This window comes from Spirulina sp. CS-785/01 (assembly GCF_028330525.1).
Classification (GTDB): Bacteria; Cyanobacteriota; Cyanobacteriia; order Cyanobacteriales; family Spirulinaceae; genus JAQMSD01.
In genome coordinates, this window is record NZ_JAQMSD010000035.1 from 1 (window position 1) to 16,008 (window position 16,008).

Annotated in this window: 10 protein-coding genes; 3 read left to right on the forward strand and 7 right to left on the reverse strand. The window is 47.6% G+C overall.

The window, feature by feature from the left end; translation table 11 throughout:
- Positions 1 to 442 precede the first annotated feature (442 nt).
- From PN462_RS01490 to PN462_RS01510, 5 genes are all read right to left on the reverse strand, one after another.
- Positions 443 to 1,765 carry a four-carbon acid sugar kinase family protein gene (locus PN462_RS01490; RefSeq protein ID WP_272126097.1) on the reverse strand — a complete coding sequence of 441 codons (1,323 nt, stop codon included), beginning with the start codon at positions 1,763 to 1,765 and terminating at the stop codon, positions 443 to 445.
- 50 nt (positions 1,766 to 1,815) lie between these two features.
- A complete protein-coding gene (locus PN462_RS01495; RefSeq protein ID WP_272126099.1) occupies positions 1,816 to 2,091 on the reverse strand; it encodes a TMEM165/GDT1 family protein in 276 nt (91 codons plus the stop codon).
- A gap of 61 nt (positions 2,092 to 2,152) precedes the next feature.
- Positions 2,153 to 2,461 carry a TMEM165/GDT1 family protein gene (locus PN462_RS01500; protein ID WP_443029034.1) on the reverse strand — a complete coding sequence of 103 codons (309 nt, stop codon included), beginning with the start codon at positions 2,459 to 2,461 and terminating at the stop codon, positions 2,153 to 2,155.
- 261 nt (positions 2,462 to 2,722) lie between these two features.
- On the reverse strand, positions 2,723 to 3,958 hold the full coding sequence (locus PN462_RS01505) for a PRC-barrel domain-containing protein (RefSeq protein ID WP_272126103.1): 1,236 nt from the start codon (positions 3,956 to 3,958) through the stop codon (positions 2,723 to 2,725).
- A 780-nt stretch (positions 3,959 to 4,738) separates the two neighbouring features.
- Complete coding sequence (locus PN462_RS01510) at positions 4,739 to 5,401, reverse strand: Fe2+-dependent dioxygenase (RefSeq protein ID WP_272126104.1); 663 nt, start codon at positions 5,399 to 5,401, stop codon at positions 4,739 to 4,741.
- Between the two features lie 154 nt (positions 5,402 to 5,555).
- On the opposite strand from PN462_RS01510, the gene trpE reads away from it, so the two are divergent.
- The 3 genes from trpE (at position 5,556) to PN462_RS01525 (ending at position 8,890) form a co-directional block, all read left to right on the forward strand.
- A complete protein-coding gene (trpE, locus tag PN462_RS01515) occupies positions 5,556 to 7,076 on the forward strand; it encodes an anthranilate synthase component I (RefSeq protein ID WP_272126105.1) in 1,521 nt (506 codons plus the stop codon).
- Positions 7,077 to 7,255: 179 nt separating this feature from the next.
- On the forward strand, positions 7,256 to 7,939 hold the full coding sequence (locus PN462_RS01520; RefSeq protein WP_443029035.1) for a Crp/Fnr family transcriptional regulator: 684 nt from the start codon (positions 7,256 to 7,258) through the stop codon (positions 7,937 to 7,939).
- A 33-nt stretch (positions 7,940 to 7,972) separates the two neighbouring features.
- Complete coding sequence (locus tag PN462_RS01525; RefSeq protein ID WP_272126107.1) at positions 7,973 to 8,890, forward strand: cation diffusion facilitator family transporter; 918 nt, start codon at positions 7,973 to 7,975, stop codon at positions 8,888 to 8,890.
- A gap of 316 nt (positions 8,891 to 9,206) precedes the next feature.
- On the opposite strand, the gene ctpC is transcribed toward PN462_RS01525, so the two are convergent.
- Both ctpC and PN462_RS01535 read right to left on the reverse strand, forming a co-directional pair.
- Positions 9,207 to 10,553 (reverse strand): carboxyl-terminal processing protease CtpC, encoded by a 1,347-nt coding sequence (gene ctpC, locus PN462_RS01530; protein ID WP_272126108.1) that lies wholly within the window; start codon positions 10,551 to 10,553, stop codon positions 9,207 to 9,209.
- 221 nt (positions 10,554 to 10,774) lie between these two features.
- On the reverse strand, positions 10,775 to 15,808 hold the full coding sequence (locus PN462_RS01535) for an nSTAND1 domain-containing NTPase (protein WP_272126109.1): 5,034 nt from the start codon (positions 15,806 to 15,808) through the stop codon (positions 10,775 to 10,777).
- Between the last annotated feature and the right edge of the window lie 200 nt (positions 15,809 to 16,008).

A 16,008-nucleotide genomic window follows, 5' to 3' on the forward strand; every position in this document is an offset into this window, starting at 1 on the left:
CCAAGGGTTCTCCATCGTCGTAGGGTAGATCAGTCGGTGGGGGGATATAGTCCTCTGGGAGGGTGTCTTGGGGGAGTTGTTGTTCTCTGGTTTCGATGGACATGAGGCTTTTTCCCGCTACCGAACATCAGTACAAGTTTACCTTAAATTTGGCGATGGGGGAGAAATTTGGTGGGGGAAGAAACCGGGTTTCTGTGGTTCATTCTGAGAGTTTTTTAGATAAAATTTGCTTGATTTGTATTGACTCAGGTTATTATAAGCTCTCAAGAGCTTACTACGAATTTGTAAGCTCTTGAGAGCTTACTACGAACTTATGATAATTAACTACTCAAGGGCTGATGGCTGACTCTCAACCCGTTTTAACGGGTTTTAGCTATTAGCCTTGGGGTTTAACCCAAGGCTGTTGGTTTCTGATCACCTGTTGCTGTCTTGTCGTTTTGGCCTAATGACCCTTATTTAAACGACGATACACTGTTACCAACCCTTGAGCATCTCCGACATTCCCTGGAAATAAGACGACGGGTAACTTGGGGAATTGGGTATGGTTTTCAGAGGTAATAACCATGGAACATCCTGGTAAAATTTGCCCTAGTAACCGGGCAGAACGTAAGTCTAATCCGTGACTGAGGACATCATTGGAGGTAATGCCCCCTTTACTAATTAAAAAGCTAATATCGGAGGATAAGCCCCGGACAATTTGCATTAAAAGGCTCGATACTTCGGTCCCAAAGGCGAGTCGTTGCTGGATATCGGCAAATTGTAATTCCTCTCGACTGGTGAAAATGACGGGGGTTTTCCCTGCGTCGAAAGCGTGTCGGACTTGGGTTAAACAATGATCTCGGATGTTGGTTTTTTGGGTGCGGTCATCCCGTAATTGTTTGACATCGACTTCAATGGGTGCGACTCCTTCTTCTTTTAATAATTCTTCCAGTTGTTGGGTACTTTTTTGGACGTGGGACCCAACGAGGAAGACTCCTGGCTTTTTGGTGCGTTCGTAGTCGGCCATATTTTCGGGGGCGACGGGTTGGGGGCTGAGTTTGGCTAAGGAGGTGAGTAGGGAGGCGGCACTGCGGAATAAGAAGCGTTTTCCGTCTGCTGCGGCGGCGAGGAGATCATCGGCGAAACGGTCAAAGTCGGCTTGTTTTTCGGCATCGACGGCACAACAGGCATTACCGGATAATTTCATTAAACGGTCTTTTGTGCCGTTATGGATGTCGTCGATTAAAAATCGTTCGACTTGGTTGGCTTGGATGCGGCCTTGGGTTTTTTCTTGTACGTAGTCGGGGAGATAGCTGGTACTGTAGCCGAATACGGAGTCTTTGGCGAATTCGGTTTCGTGGACGGGGGTTTCTTGGCCGTCGATGAGGAGATAATGGGTACTGTTGCGGGTGATGCGTCCTCCTTCAAAGAAGGCCGGGGTGAGGAAATGTGCGTCAAAGCCGCCGAGTTCTTGGGCGATGACATCGGTTTCGATGGGATAATGGCCGCGGAGGGTGGAGTCGGAGCGACTGACGATGAGGAATTCGCTGATGTTTTCGGCTGCGATCGCCTCTTTTAAATTGTGACACACTTCACGGGTCACTGCTGCGGCTTGGTCGGCGGGTAAGGCTCTGGTGTTGGTGAGAATGAAGAAAATGGGGGCTTCATCTTTTAACCCCAAACGTAAGGTGTTGATATCCCACTCCATGAGCAAGAGACAACTATGGACGGTTTGAGAGCCGGTGGGGTCATCATCAAGGACAATAATTTTGGGTCGGTCTGTCATAGTCTTTGAATCAGTAAGGGTTGATGGTAAACTCAGTTACAGCTTGTCAGTTAATCCTCATTGTCCCATAGTAAGCCGAGGGCTAAGATGGCAAAACCGATCGCGGCTATGGCTTTCAGGAGTTTGGGGGGGAGAAAATGGGTTACACTTTCCCCAATGATAACGCCGATGAAACTGGCTAATATTAAGGCGAATACTGTGCCAAAAAAGACGGCACGGGGGGATTGAGAACTCCCACTCAAGGCGATGGTGGCCAGTTGGCTTTTATCGCCAATTTCGGCTAAAAATACAGTAACAAAGGTGAGTCCTAAAAGTTGCCAGTCCATAGATAGAGAGATTGCAGGTTGAGTTTTGTCGGTGAGGTGATGAGGGGTCAGGGGGGAAATGTCACATTTGCACTACATCACCCAATAATAAAATTGAGACGATTAATAAAATGGTTGCTGCTGCCATATCCATGGCTTTAGGGGAGACTCGTTTCGCTAACCACCAGCCGAGTAATACGCCGATTAAACTGGTGGCTATGAGGGCGAGAGCCGCCCCACAGAAGACGATCCAAGGTTGCCCGGACTCCGCACTCATCAACAGGGTGGCTAATTGGGTTTTGTCCCCCATTTCTGCTAAAAATATGGTGGCAAAGGTGGCGGTAAAGGTTGCCCGAAAGCTCCGATAAAATTGTTTGGAGACGGGTTCCATTGCCTTTTGGGTGGGGGATTGATTTTCTTTAAGCGGTGCGTCTTCGCGGGTTTGGGAGTTGGTTTTCAGAAAAGGATCGGTGAGAGTCACTATGGCTTAGGGGCTAAAAGTCACGTTTTAGGGGAGTCCTGATGGAGCGAAAACAATGATTTTCCGATTTCCCTTACAGTTATGACCCAGAAACCGGAGGAATTCAGACTCGCATCCTTGAGCATTGTCTCAAATTGGGCTTAGGATTCGCAAGTGATCTTCCGGTAGAGTTTAAGATCGTGAACGGGAGGAGGCTTTCAGGTTGGGTTGATCTTGGTAAGTGGCACTGAGTAAGCGGTCTAAGACATCGGCTTTTCTGGCTTGTTCTACGGCCCGATGGGTGATCAGATCGCCGATATCTAGGATAATATTTCCCCGGCGATCGCAAATTACTCTAGTGACTGGCCGGCCTAAGGCTTGTTGAATGCGTTGATCAGGTTCAGGATGGGGGCAATGTTTGGCTTTAGCGCGAATTTGTTCCCACAGACTTTGGGTGTGGTGTTCCGGTTGTCGGGGTAACAGGTGAACGCTTTGGAGAAGTTCTTTTTGTTTGTGGTAGGTAATAGACTGTTGAATGGCGGTTTGATCGACAATTTGCCCTTGGGCTACAATAATCACCCCATCTTCTCCCCGCACCATATCATAGGCCCGTCTCCCTTGGGCGGCGTTGAGATTATTGGGGTTGGAGGGTGCGATCGCAGAAACAATTTTCTCCCCCATTTGACCAATGGGATTTCCGCCGACGGCCTGATATAAGTCGTAGAGTTGACCGCTTTTATGGACTCGTTCAATACAAGCTGAGTTAATCTCCTGTCCCGTTTGTACCAAGGTTTCCCCTTCTGGAGAGATAACGGGAGTTTGGGCAATTTTCCCCATTATAAAGTCTTTTTGGGCGGGTAGGGGTAAGGTAACGTGGGTTAAAGAGGCCGCAGAATAAGGGTGAGGGGGACAGGTTTCCTCCATCTGTTCGATGGTCTCTGGCGGAACGACCATTACTTCTGCCCCTACTTCTATTATGGTGGGTTTAGGGACGAAACTATAACGGATTCTCGCATTGGTAAATAATCCTCCTGCGACTTCATATCCTTCAATGACTCCGGTTTGGGGATCAAAATAAAAATCTACAATTGTTCCTAAGTTTTGTCCGTCTGTGGTGAGGATGCGATCGCCTTTTAGGAAAATGCCCCGTTTTCCGGATTGGGGCAATTTATACCCTTGACAACGAGGAATTAAATCTTGTTCCGACTGAGTGATCACTACTCCTTTCGAGAGAGTGACCACCGCTTCCAACGGTAAAATACATTGGTTTTGCTGATACCGTCCTCCCTCACTGACTAAAAAACCAAGACAGAGATTACGATTTTGATTGACCAACAAGTCTTCTATTTGATAATCCAAGATTTCCCCCGTCTCTTGGACTTGCACAGTAAAATTCAATACTTCATTTGCTTTCCGCACAAATAACATCCTCCTTCTTTTAAGATCAACTTCTACTTTTCTGTTGTTTCATAGTTATTTTTAACTGGGTGATAGGCTTGCTGTAACTTGGTGATATTCGTCTTTAAACCCATCTCAATCGTTTTACGACTGGACTGTTTTCGGGACACCTCAAAAATCTTCAACCCCAGTAAACCAGACGCACCCAGAAACGACCCCAGGATAATTAAGCTCACGGAAGACGTTGTGAGTTGAGTTGATTGAGATTTATTTGACATGAGATGAAACCCAGATTCATTTTTCATTTAAACGACCCATTGAGTTAGGTCTTGATGTCTTAAAGTTGTTTTAAAATTTGCGTTTTTTAAATGAGGGAAGGTGTCAAAGCCTAAATACTGCTGCATACAGTATTCTGCTGAGGTTCAGGGTTGATTCCTGTAACTTATACTTTCCTTAACTACTATTGAATAATAAAATGTAACAAATTCAATCCCACTCTAGATACAAATACTAGGGTGTAGTTCTCTTACTTGCGGTGTATAACAGTACACAGTGTCCGAAGGCAGGGAGAGATGGAGGAGATGGGGGAGATGGAGGAGATGGAGGAGATGGGGGGGGAGGAGTGAGGAAAGAGAAGTGAGAAGTCTGTAATTGCTTCTCTATCCTCTCTCCTCTATTCTCTCTCCTCCCTCTGGGGGAGAACAAAGAACCAACTATTCCCTATTCCCTGTTCCCTATTCCCTGTTCCCTATTCCCTATTCCCTGTTCCCTTGTTCGCAAAGAACAAACAACAAACAACCAATTAACCCATTATTCCGCCCACTTGCGCAGTAAATTAGCAATACTCTTAGAGAGTAAGTCAAACTCCGGGGACTTGCCTTCTTTGGCAAAATAAGACCGTCTCACTGTTTCTAAATCAAATAATATTTCTCGGTTTCCCACATCTCGCACTAAACTCTGAACCCATCCCACCACCACCAAGCGAGTCCCTTCTTTTACCGGGTCAACCCGGTGTAACGTGGACGACGGATAGACAATCATCGACCCTGCTTCTAGTTTATAACTCTGTTCCTGATCTGCTCCCTCAATAACCAACTCTCCTCCCTCATAGTCTGACGGAGAATTGAGAAAGAGAGTAAACGACACATCAGACCGCCAAAACGAGTCTCCTCCCATTAACGCATTGTCCGTATGACGACCATAGGACATCCCCGCATCGTAGCGACTCACCAGCAGGGAATGAACCGTTTTAGGACGGACTGCGGTTTGAAAGAGGGGGTGACGCGCGATCGCAGTTTGCACTAAACGCTTTAACGGTTGAGACTCCCGTTTCCCCAACTGTTGATTATGTTTGACCTGTTTTGCATACCATCCCGCAGTCAGTTTCCCCTCCACAAACTCCGCATCGGCCAAAGTCGTGTGAATTTGCGTTAACTCGTCAGGAGAGAGAATATCGGGAATTTGAAAAATCATCGTTAATTGAAACTCAGTCGCATCTATTCCTTCATTTCAGCATCAGCAGTGAACAACAAACAACCTTCCCCCTATTTCCCAAAGGCACAAAGCAACGGATAATAAACAAAAGAACTCACGCTTCCGGGGTGAGGGTTGACCTCTAAAAACACTGATGATTTTTCCCGACTTTTCACAATTTAGCGAACTGGCCACTCAGGGAAACTTTGTCCCTGTCTATCAAGAATGGGTTGCTGACCTCGAAACTCCCGTCTCTGCGTGGTATAAGGTTTGTGCGGGACAACCCTATAGTTTTCTCCTAGAGTCCGTCGAAGGGGGAGAAAAATTAGGTCGCTACAGCTTTTTGGGATGTGACCCGGTTTGGGTGTTAGAAGCAAGGGGAGAACAAACCACCCAAACCTACCGAGATGGGACACAACACACCTTTACAGGTGATCCCTTTACTACCTTGTCCCAATGTTTAGACCCCTATCACCCGGTCAAGTTACCCGAATTACCCTCTGGACTGGGGGGACTGTTTGGGTTTTGGGGATATGAACTCATACGCTGGATTGAACCCCGTGTCTCGGTTTATTCCCCCCAAGCTGAAGATTTCCCCGATGGGGTGTGGATGCAAGTGGATAGCTTATTGGTGTTTGACCAAGTGAAACGAAAAATTTGGGCTATTGCTTATGCTGATCTCCGCAACCCCAAAGTTGATCTAAAACAAGCCTATCAGGACGCTTGCGATCGCGTAACCACCCTCGTCCTCAAACTCCAACTCCCCCTCCCCGTCGAAGCAAAACCCCTAGAATGGAATCCCCAACCCAACAACAGTGAATTAACCTATCAAAGCAACACCTCAAAAGCACAATTTTGTGAAAATGTCAAGAAAGCCAAAGACTACATTCACGCCGGAGATATTTTTCAAGTAGTCCTCTCCCAACGCCTCTCCACCCCTTACACAGGCAACCCCTTCAACCTCTACCGTTCCCTACGGTTAATTAACCCCTCCCCCTACATGGCCTATTACAACTTCGGCAACTGGCAACTGATCGGTTCTAGTCCTGAAGTCATGGTAAAAGCCGAAAAAACCCCCCAAGGCAAGACCCAAGCCACCGTCCGACCCATCGCCGGAACAAGGCGCAGAGGTAGCAGTGAAGCCGAAGACCAAGCCTTAGAAGCCGACCTCCTCCAAGACCCCAAAGAAATCGCCGAACACGTAATGTTGGTGGACTTAGGCCGCAATGACTTGGGCCGGGTTTGTGTCAAGGGAACAGTGACCGTGGATCAATTAATGGTCATCGAACGCTATTCCCACGTTATGCACATTGTGAGTAATGTGGTGGGAGAACTCCAACCGGATAAAACCGCCTGGGACCTCCTGAAAGCCACCTTCCCCGCCGGAACGGTCAGTGGTGCGCCCAAAATTCGGGCCATGGAAATCATCCACGAACTCGAACCGGAACGACGAGGCCCTTATTCTGGGGTGTATGGTTATTATGACTTTGAAGGACAGTTAAATAGTGCCATTACGATTCGGACTATGTTAGTGCGTCCTCAAGGCGGCGATCGCAATTTAGTCTCCGTCCAAGCCGGAGCCGGTTTAGTCGCCGACTCCCTCCCCGAATCCGAATACGAAGAAACCCTAAACAAGGCCAGAGGCTTATTAGAAGCCATCCGGCGATTACAGTAACAATAAACAATGGTTCGTTGTTGTTGGTTCTTTGTTCTTTGTTCTTCGTTTCCCCCCCCCATCTCCCCCATCTCCCCCATCTCAGGACAGTGATTACGGATTCATGGGCAACAGTGATAAGATGAGAAGACAATCTTGAATGGTTGCCCGACCTCGAAGCGATACTATTTATTCCTTTCATGGACATTAAGGCGTTCAGCGAGCTTTTCCCCCTTTTCAACACTGCCAGTCCAGAGACCCTAGAATGGCTACTCTCCGTAGCTGTTCAACATAGCTACCCCAAAGACCGAGCCGTTCTCATGGAAGACGCTTGGGGGAATGCAGTCTATTTCATAGTTTCCGGTTGGGTAAAAGTCCGTCGTCTAGCAGGAGAAAAAGCCGTAACTCTCGCAGTCATGGGACGCGGCGACTTTTTTGGCGAAATGGCCATCTTAGATGAATCTCCCCGTTCCACCGATGTAGTGGCTCTCAGTGACGTAGAACTCCTCAGCGTTTCCGCACAACGCTTCATCCAAACCCTCTTTAAAGACCCCCAACTCCATCACCGAATGCTACAACTCATGGTGCAACGACTGCGCCATTTTAATATCCGCTTTCAAATTCGTAACCAACCCCCCGCCATTAAACTCGCCAAAACCCTCGTTACCCTAGCCGAAGAATACGGCGAGTCCACCGAACAAGGCACGGAAATTCTCTTAGTTCCCTACGATGACTTAGCGCAAATTTCCGATATTGGAGTCGAAGAAACAGCTAAAATTATGGAAAAATTGGAAAGCAAAGAATGGGTCGAAACTGATAAAGCTCGTCAGAGTCTTTGTTTAGTCCATCTCAAACAGTTAAGTCACCTCGCAGGCCGCGTCTGAGCTTAACTCTATTGTTTGCTTTTCTTTAATTTTATGGCAAATCCAGATTCCTCGAAACTTTCCATTTATGCGGCCATGGCCGCCAATATGGCCATCGGTGTGGCAAAATTCATTGGGGCCGCCATTAGTGGTAGTTCGGCCATGCTGTCGGAAGGCATCCACTCCGTAGTGGACTCCACCAACGAAATTTTACTGCTCTACGGTCTCAAAACCAGCCAAGCTAGTCCCGACGAAGAACACCCCCTAGGATATGGCCAAGAGCTTTATTTTTGGTCTCTCATTGTCGCTGTGTTGATTTTTGCCTTGGGGGGAGGGGTGTCTATTTATGAGGGAGTGCGGAGTTTACAACATCCTGAACCCTCCCATGATTTTATTGTCAGTTACGTAGTGTTAGGGGTGGCCGCCATTTTTGAAGGAGTTGCCTTGTTTGTCTCCATTCGAGAATTTAATAAGAGTCGAGAGGAGACAGAGTTGGGCTTTTGGCAAGCCATTCTCCGCAGTAAAGACCCCAGTTCCTTTATTGTCATTTTTGAAGATGCGGCGGCTTTAATTGGACTAGGAGTGGCGTTTGTAGGGGTTTTATTAACGGAGTTTCTAGAAAATTCTCTTTATGATGGCATTGCCTCAATGATTATTGGGGTATTGTTGACGGTGGTGGCCATTGTGTTGGTGGCGGAAACGAAGGGGTTATTGGTGGGAGAAAGTGCATCTCCGGAGACGCGAGAGAGTATTAAACAAATTGTCCAAGGTGATGAAGCCGTGACTAAGATGGAGTCTCCCATTACATTTCATTTGGGGCCCAAGGACATTTTATTGGTTTTAAATATTGAGTTTAATGACGCGCTATCTTCTGATGAAATTGAGGCAGCAGTCCGACGCATTGAAAAAAATATTCGCGCTGAACATGACGATATTCAGCGCATTTTCATTGAGGCTGCTTCAGTTAATTAGCAATTAACAATTAACAATTAGCAATTAACAATATATTTTCCCAAAAAATGCCCGTTATACTGAGGGGTATAACGGGGGACTGTTACCTGTTGGAAAGTTAATTAGGGCTTGCTGAATAACTCTAAAACCCTCGTCTAATCAGGGCCCGTGAGGATTTGGAAAAGCAAAAAAGGTCAAATTTTGCACTCAATTGGGGAAAAATCGCGGAAAAAATCGTCAATATTCTTAAATTTCACTTATCCTGATCCTCTGTTCCCTGTTCCGGAGTTCCCTGTTCCCTACCCTCGCAAGCCAATGAACACTTTTTCAGCAAGCCCTAATTACTGATAGTCGAAGGGATAGCCTCATGGCTATTCGGAGAGATGGCTTCAGCTTCAACTTGTACCCCTTCTACCCCATCTTGAGCCATGACTTCTTTCGATAAAACCTCAATGGCTTTGGCGAACTGAGGGTCGTCCATTGTGCCAATTTCACTATTATTGGTTTGTAGTTGTTTCCGTTGGTCTTCGCTGAGTTCAAAGATAATATCTGGGGTAATACCTTCTTTGTTGATATCTCGACCACTGGGGGTCAGATATTTGGCGATAGTCACCGCGAGTCCAGACCCATCGGCGAGGGGACGGACGGACTGGACTAAGCCTTTCCCAAAGGTCTGTGTTCCTACGAGGGTGGCTCGTTCATTATCCTGAAGCGCACCGGACAGAATTTCACTGGCACTGGCAGACCCCCCATCAATTAAGACAACGAGGGGTTTATCGGTGATAGCGCGGCTATTGGCTACTTGACGGTCTACTTCCCCTTGTCGGTCTACGGTGGAGACAATTGTGCCATCTTCGAGCCACATTCGGGCAATTTCAATACTCGCGTAGAGGAGTCCACCGGGGTTGGAGCGTAGGTCGAGGATATAACCGACGACATTTTCCTCCTCCTGCTCGGCAATGGCCTCTCGCATATCTTTGGCCGCATTGGCGTTAAACTGGTTGAGGCGGATATAGCCGACTGAACCCAAGTCTGTATTCTCAATGCGAGCTTTAACGGGGTGAATTTCAATTTTGGCGCGGGTGATGGGGTAATCAATCTCTTGTTCTCCCCGTTTAATGGTTAGCGTGACTTCTGAGCCTTCTTCACCGCGAATCAATTGTACGGCTTCATTGACATCCATCCCCACGGTGTCTTGACCATCAATTTTGTGAATAATATCTTTGGCCAAAATCCCCGCATCGTAAGCTGGACTATCTTCAATGGGAGAGACCACAATGAGGCGATCGGTTTCTTCATCTTCCGCAATTTGAATTCCCACTCCCGTTAATTCTCCAGAGGTATCAATTTGCATATTCTGGAATTCTTCGGGGTTCATGAAGCGCGTGTACGGGTCTTCTAGCTCTTTGAGCATTTCCCGAATGGCTTCATAGGCTTCTTGGCGGTTCTCGTAATTGCGGTCTTCGAGATATTCGCTTCGGACAGCCCGCCAGTCCACTTGGTTAAAGGTGGCATCGACATACTGACGGTCGATAATTTGCCAAACTTCGTCGATGAGTTCTTTAGGGCTATCACTAAAAAAGGCTTGACTTTTGGAGAGATGAAGCCCTGCACCTGTAACTGCTACTGTAGTGACAGCTACGGCGGTCGCACCTAAAATCAAGCCTCGTGTGTTAAATACCATATTCTTTCGTCACGCTATTCTTTCGTCACGCTACAGGAGAGGATGTAGTACGGAAGACATCTAAGCCCACTCTAACACAGGAATTCTGTTGCGTGTTGAGAAGCTGATGAGTTTCTTTATCCTTATCTACCAGTTTAAAAGAAACTGTCCGGGACGTTCACAGGAATGGGACAATTCCTTCATTGGCTGTTTATAGTTGATAGTTCTTGACAAAAGACAGGTTATCTTAACTTGTCGCTCATAGAGGTTGAACAGAGGGATAAGGTGGGCTGCGCTTGGGTTGCAGCGAGGTGGAGGCCGCTTTGGGGGTTTTGGGCTAAATAGTCCTCAACCCATTGGCATCCTTGGGTTATGAGGCGATTGAGTTGTAAATCCCAGAATAAGACGGTTTGATCTCGACTGGCGGTGACAAGGGCCGTTCCTTTGGGATGCCAGTCTAACCCCAAAATCCGCCCCTGATGTCCTTCCCAGACTTGGAGTAACTGCTCGCTCATGTGCCATAATTGTAGGCGATCGTCCCACGTTACCGCCGCCAATAGTTCTCCGGTGGGATTAATACTTAAATGACTGACACTATCGGTGAGTTGGTCAAACTGGCCCACTTGTTGGCCTTGGCGATTCCAGAATAAAATTTGATTATCATAGCCCGCAGACGCTAAAAATGGGGAATTTGTCCCCGTCTCCGTTGGGAAAAATGCGACATCTAACACCCAATGGGAATGGCCGGTTAAAATTTGGGGGGGGTTGCGGCCAAATTGTCCTGTTTTCTGGTCTCGTTGCCATAAGCGCACTTGCTGGTTATCCCCTGCTGTAGCTAACCAGTCACTATCGGGACTAAAGGCCACTGCATTGACTCGCGCGGCTTCTTCTTCATCTTGTCGTAAAATTTCTTGTAACTCTCCCCTAGAAGACCAAAGGCGAATAGTCCCATCTCGACTGGCCGAGGCAATATGTTCTCCGTTGGGACTCCAGTCCACATCTAAGACTTCCTGCTCATGGCCTTGTAAGACTTGTAATAATTGTCCTTCTTGACTCCAGAGACGTAGGGTTTTATCCTCACTGGCTGAAACTAACTGGTTTCCGGTTGGGGAAAAATCCACTGCTTCTACTTGGCCTTGATGGCCATTGAGGGTTTTTAAGAGTTTACCCTGTTCTGTCCAGATTTTAACGGTGCGATCGCGGCTGGCCGTTGCCACCAACCGCCCATCCTGACTAAACACCACATCCTGCACATCATCCCCATGACCCTGCAAGGCCAAGCGGGAATTGCCCTGCAAATCCCACAAGCGCACCGTCTTATCATAACTCCCGGACAACAAAAACCGCCCCTCCTGACTAAAGCGCACCGAAGTCACCCCATCCCGATGATTCCGAAATACCCCCAACGTTTCCCCATCCAAGGACCAAAGGCGAATAGTCCCATCATTGGACGTACTCACCAACCGTTGTCCATCGGGACTAAACTGCACCATAAACACCCAGTCCTGATGGCCATAGAAGGTATCCGTCAATTGTCCGTCCCGAGTCCACAGTTTCACGGTCTGGTCATCACTAGCACTGGCCAACCGTTGACCATCTGGGCTAAACACCACATAACCCACAGGTCGTTTATGACCCGTTAAACTGTGTAATAATTCCCCCTCCACCGTCCATAAGCGCACCGTCCCATCTCCCCCCGCAGAAGCCAACAACTGCCCATCGGGACTAAAACTCACCCAGCGTACTTTCCCTTGATGACCCGTTAAACTATTCAATAATTCCCCTTGGGGAGTCCATAACTTAATTTTTCCATCGGTCCCCGTTGTCGCCACCCTTTGCCCGTCAGGACTAAACTGAGCATTATAAAGATTAGGGTGTTGGGTTTGCCAACTGCTGCGGGGGGACTTCACCTCCTGCACAGGTTGAGCAATATCCCAAATTTGCACCTTCCCTTGACTACTCCCGGTCAGTAAGCGAAACCCCTTGTTAGTTGCATAAGTATCTAAACTGGTCATACTCCCCCCTTGGGGGGATAAGGTGGCCAACGTTTCACCCTGCCGACTCCACAGTTTTACAGTTTGGTCATTACTGGCACTAATGAGTAAGGTTTGGTCTGGCGAAAAGGCCACATCCCAGACCACATCTTGATGACCCTTGAAACAATTCTGTTCTTTGACTTGATAAAAGGCTTCTTCCAGTGCCGTGATCACCTCCACTTGGGTGCGGGTGGAAATGGGAATGGGGGTTTTGAGGGGGAATTGAGAGGAGGGGTCTGGCCTCGACCCAAAGGGCCAGAAACGAAAGGCAGGTTTTACATAGTCCTGTAACTGTTCTGCCCCCCACAAGGCTTCTAATAGGGCGTTTAAGCGTCTCGCTTGGGCCAGGGAAGACTCGGAGGTGGCACTGGTGGCCAATAACTCCGCATTGGTTAAGGCGGCTTGCATTTGCTGACGTTGCTGATTACTATACCAGGCTAAAATGCCTGAAATGCCCGCTAAAATGGCCATAACACTGCCAATGGCTAGGGCTTTAAACCGTTGTTGGCGAATTTGGGTGAGGGCTTGATAGTTGCTGGCCAGTTGGTCTTTAATAGCTTTGTCGTAATGGCGTTGATATTGGGCCCGGATGGGGGGGACGAGATAATCGTGAACCAGTTGATAGCGGGCTTCTGGGTCTTCGGGGAAATGTAAGACCAGTTTAGAGCCGACTAAAATGTGGAGGATGAGGTCTAGGGCCTCTTGAAGTTGGCGGGAGGTTTTACTCACTTCCCAGTTACCTGTTTTGTGGAGGACTTGGAGAAGTTCACTTTTACTTTTTAAGGGTCTTGTGCCGTTTTGGCCGGAGAGAAAGTAGAGAATGTGCCAGGCGGCGTTTTGGTTTTCTTGGCCGCAGTCGCTGACGATTCGTTGGAGCGACGCGCTGATTAAGGTTAAAGTAGGGTTATTCCCTAAACGCTGATATTGTTGCAGGGTGACGATATTGTCGGCTTGGAGTTGTGCGCCCACCAAATGCAGTTCTAAGGGACGCACTGTGCCGCTTTTTTTGGCTAAGTCATGGCTTAATGCAGTGACTAAGGCGGGTTCTAGGTGAAAGTCGGCATTTTCGGTTAAGCCCACAATAGCACTCACTGTTTCTTCGCGGGTGAGGTCTTGTAGGCGATATCTGAGATGACGATCTAAGATATTTTGGTTAATAATGGCTAAATCAACTTGAGTTTCTAACTGGAGGAGAGAATGGAGATAGTCCTCCCGGAGGGATAAAATGAGTTTGACGAAGGGTAAGCGAAGGGCTGCTTGTAAAAACTCATAAAATTGTTGCCGTTGGTTAGAATCGGTACAGAAACAGAAAAACTCCTCAAACTGATCAAACACTAAGACGGTTAAAAAGTTCTCTTGGGCATTCCGTTTCAAATAGAGAATTAAATCATCAACGGTTTCTAAATTGCCTGGACTATAGGGCGGGACAGCCGCTTGTATGGCATATTTAAACTGTTCTAACCAGTTGCGATAATGACTCTGAAAAATGGGGAACACTTCCCGGGCCGATAAAATGCGCTGGCGGAGAGTGGGGAGTAAACTACTGCGTAACAGCGTGGTTTTCCCGACTCCCGATAACCCGTGTAAAACAATTAATTTCCGTTCATTGCGACTGAGGGCTTCGATTAACTCCTCAACTACCTTTTGACGACCGGAGGCCATGAGGGCAGAATGGGCATGGAGGCTTTTTGGGTCATTTTCTAATTGGGTGGTCAGGGTTAAGGTTTGGGCGGCGGCAGGATACACGCCATGAAAAGCCCGGAGGCCGCTATACTGTTCCACTAGCTGCTGTTCTTGTTTGAGATCAAAGGCGGTTTGATATTGCCGTTGTTCAAAATACAGCGATCGCAGTGCCTGTAAAATATCTACATACAAGCGTTCTTTTTGCTTGGTGTCTAAGCGACTTACAATTGGGTCAGACCAACAGTGCAAAAGTTCCTGACGGGCTAATTCTAAGGACTCAATGGCCCCTTGGTGTTGCTGTTGTTGTTGTTGAATGCGGGCTAACTGGAGTCGATAGGCCGCGATGGAGTCGGGATAATGTTGAGGGGACTGTTGTTGTAATTCTAAAGCCCCGTGAACATAGAGCGAAGCAGTTTTCAGTTGAGATTTTTGTAAAGCGACTTGGGCTAAAAAACTATAGCCTTTGGCCCGTGAAGCATTAAAGGCACTGGTGGTGGGATACTGGGTGAGACGAGTGGCCACCCGTTCTAAGGCCGGCCAATTTTGCAGTTGTTGTAAGATATCCCCAATATGGACTAACAATTGCACGGCAAAAAGCTGATAATTTTTCACCGAGACAATATCAAAACTGCGTTGAAAGGCTTGTTGGGCTTGGGTGAGGGCTTGTTGCCGTTGGGCGGGATGTTGTTGGGCTTGTCGTAGATAACAGAGTCCAATATGAAAGAATAAGATGCCCTGTTGGTTGAGAAAAGGATTAGTTTTTTCTTTCCCTTGACGACGACTCCAGAGGGTGAGGCTTTGTTGATAGTAGGATAAGGCTTCGGGGAGTTGGTTTTGGGCGTAGGCATCCCGGCCTAAAATAAACTGCCAAGTGGCTTCACTGGTGGGGCTGAGACTGGCTTTCGCTAAATGAATATCATTGCGGGCAAATTCTAATTCTCGCCGTAAGGAACAATGGGGGGCAAGATCAAACCGTTCATTGGCGACAAAGGCTTCGGCCCCGGCTTTGTAGAGTTCTTGAAAAAGGCTTTCGGTGAGTTCCCACCATAAAATAATCGAGGACTCAAGGGCAAGGTCAAATTTAACCGAGGCCGCAGCCCAGCTTTTAAAGTCGGGGGCAAAACGAGTAAATTTTTGCAGGATATCTTCTGTTAACCAGAAAATAACGGGTAAGGAGAGGTGTTTACTAAATTCGTCTCGGACTTGGTTGGTGGCTTTAAAGAGTTCTTCTAAATTTTGTACTTGGTCTAGGCCAAAAACGGCCAAGACATGGGGGGACTGGGGGGCGTTTTCGATGGCTTCGAGGAGGGCATTTAAGAGACTCTGACAGTTGCGGGGGAGTTGGACTTCTTGGAGGGTGAGAGGGGAGTTTTTGTTGTTCCCATTATGGACATTCACTTGCTGCCGCAGACTTTGCCACATTTGTTGCTGGAGGGTTTTATAGTTGCAGCGCACCAAAATGGGGGTAAATTGCCCTTGGGAAAGGACAATGGCACGAAGTAGGGTGGACAGGGATTGTTGATTTTGCCGTTCGGTGGGGTCAGGAGTCTGAGTCATTCGTTATCCGAAGGAAACTTTAATAGTTGATAGTTGATAGTTGTTCTTTATTCTTGGTTCTTTGTGAAAAAGGGAATAGGGAATAGGGAATAGGGAATAGGGAATAGGGAATAGGGAATAGGGAACAGTAAACAGTAATGTTGTTTGTTCTTGGTTCTTTGTTCTCCTCCATCTCCCCCATCTCCCCCATCTTCCCCATC

What these genes read in the sequence shown, in the direction of transcription:
- trpE (WP_272126105.1), top strand. Translation starts at nt 5,556, where the DNA reads ATGATTTTTCCCGACTTTTCACAATTTAGCGAACTGGCCACTCAGGGA.
- PN462_RS01495 (WP_272126099.1), bottom strand. Translation starts at nt 2,091, where the DNA reads ATGGACTGGCAACTTTTAGGACTCACCTTTGTTACTGTATTTTTAGCC.
- PN462_RS01520 (WP_443029035.1), top strand. Translation starts at nt 7,256, where the DNA reads ATGGACATTAAGGCGTTCAGCGAGCTTTTCCCCCTTTTCAACACTGCC.
- PN462_RS01500 (WP_443029034.1), bottom strand. Translation starts at nt 2,461, where the DNA reads ATGGAACCCGTCTCCAAACAATTTTATCGGAGCTTTCGGGCAACCTTT.
- PN462_RS01505 (WP_272126103.1), bottom strand. Translation starts at nt 3,958, where the DNA reads ATGTTATTTGTGCGGAAAGCAAATGAAGTATTGAATTTTACTGTGCAA.
- ctpC (WP_272126108.1), bottom strand. Translation starts at nt 10,553, where the DNA reads ATGGTATTTAACACACGAGGCTTGATTTTAGGTGCGACCGCCGTAGCT.
- PN462_RS01525 (WP_272126107.1), top strand. Translation starts at nt 7,973, where the DNA reads ATGGCAAATCCAGATTCCTCGAAACTTTCCATTTATGCGGCCATGGCC.
- PN462_RS01510 (WP_272126104.1), bottom strand. Translation starts at nt 5,401, where the DNA reads ATGATTTTTCAAATTCCCGATATTCTCTCTCCTGACGAGTTAACGCAA.
- PN462_RS01535 (WP_272126109.1), bottom strand. Translation starts at nt 15,808, where the DNA reads ATGACTCAGACTCCTGACCCCACCGAACGGCAAAATCAACAATCCCTG.
- PN462_RS01490 (WP_272126097.1), bottom strand. Translation starts at nt 1,765, where the DNA reads ATGACAGACCGACCCAAAATTATTGTCCTTGATGATGACCCCACCGGC.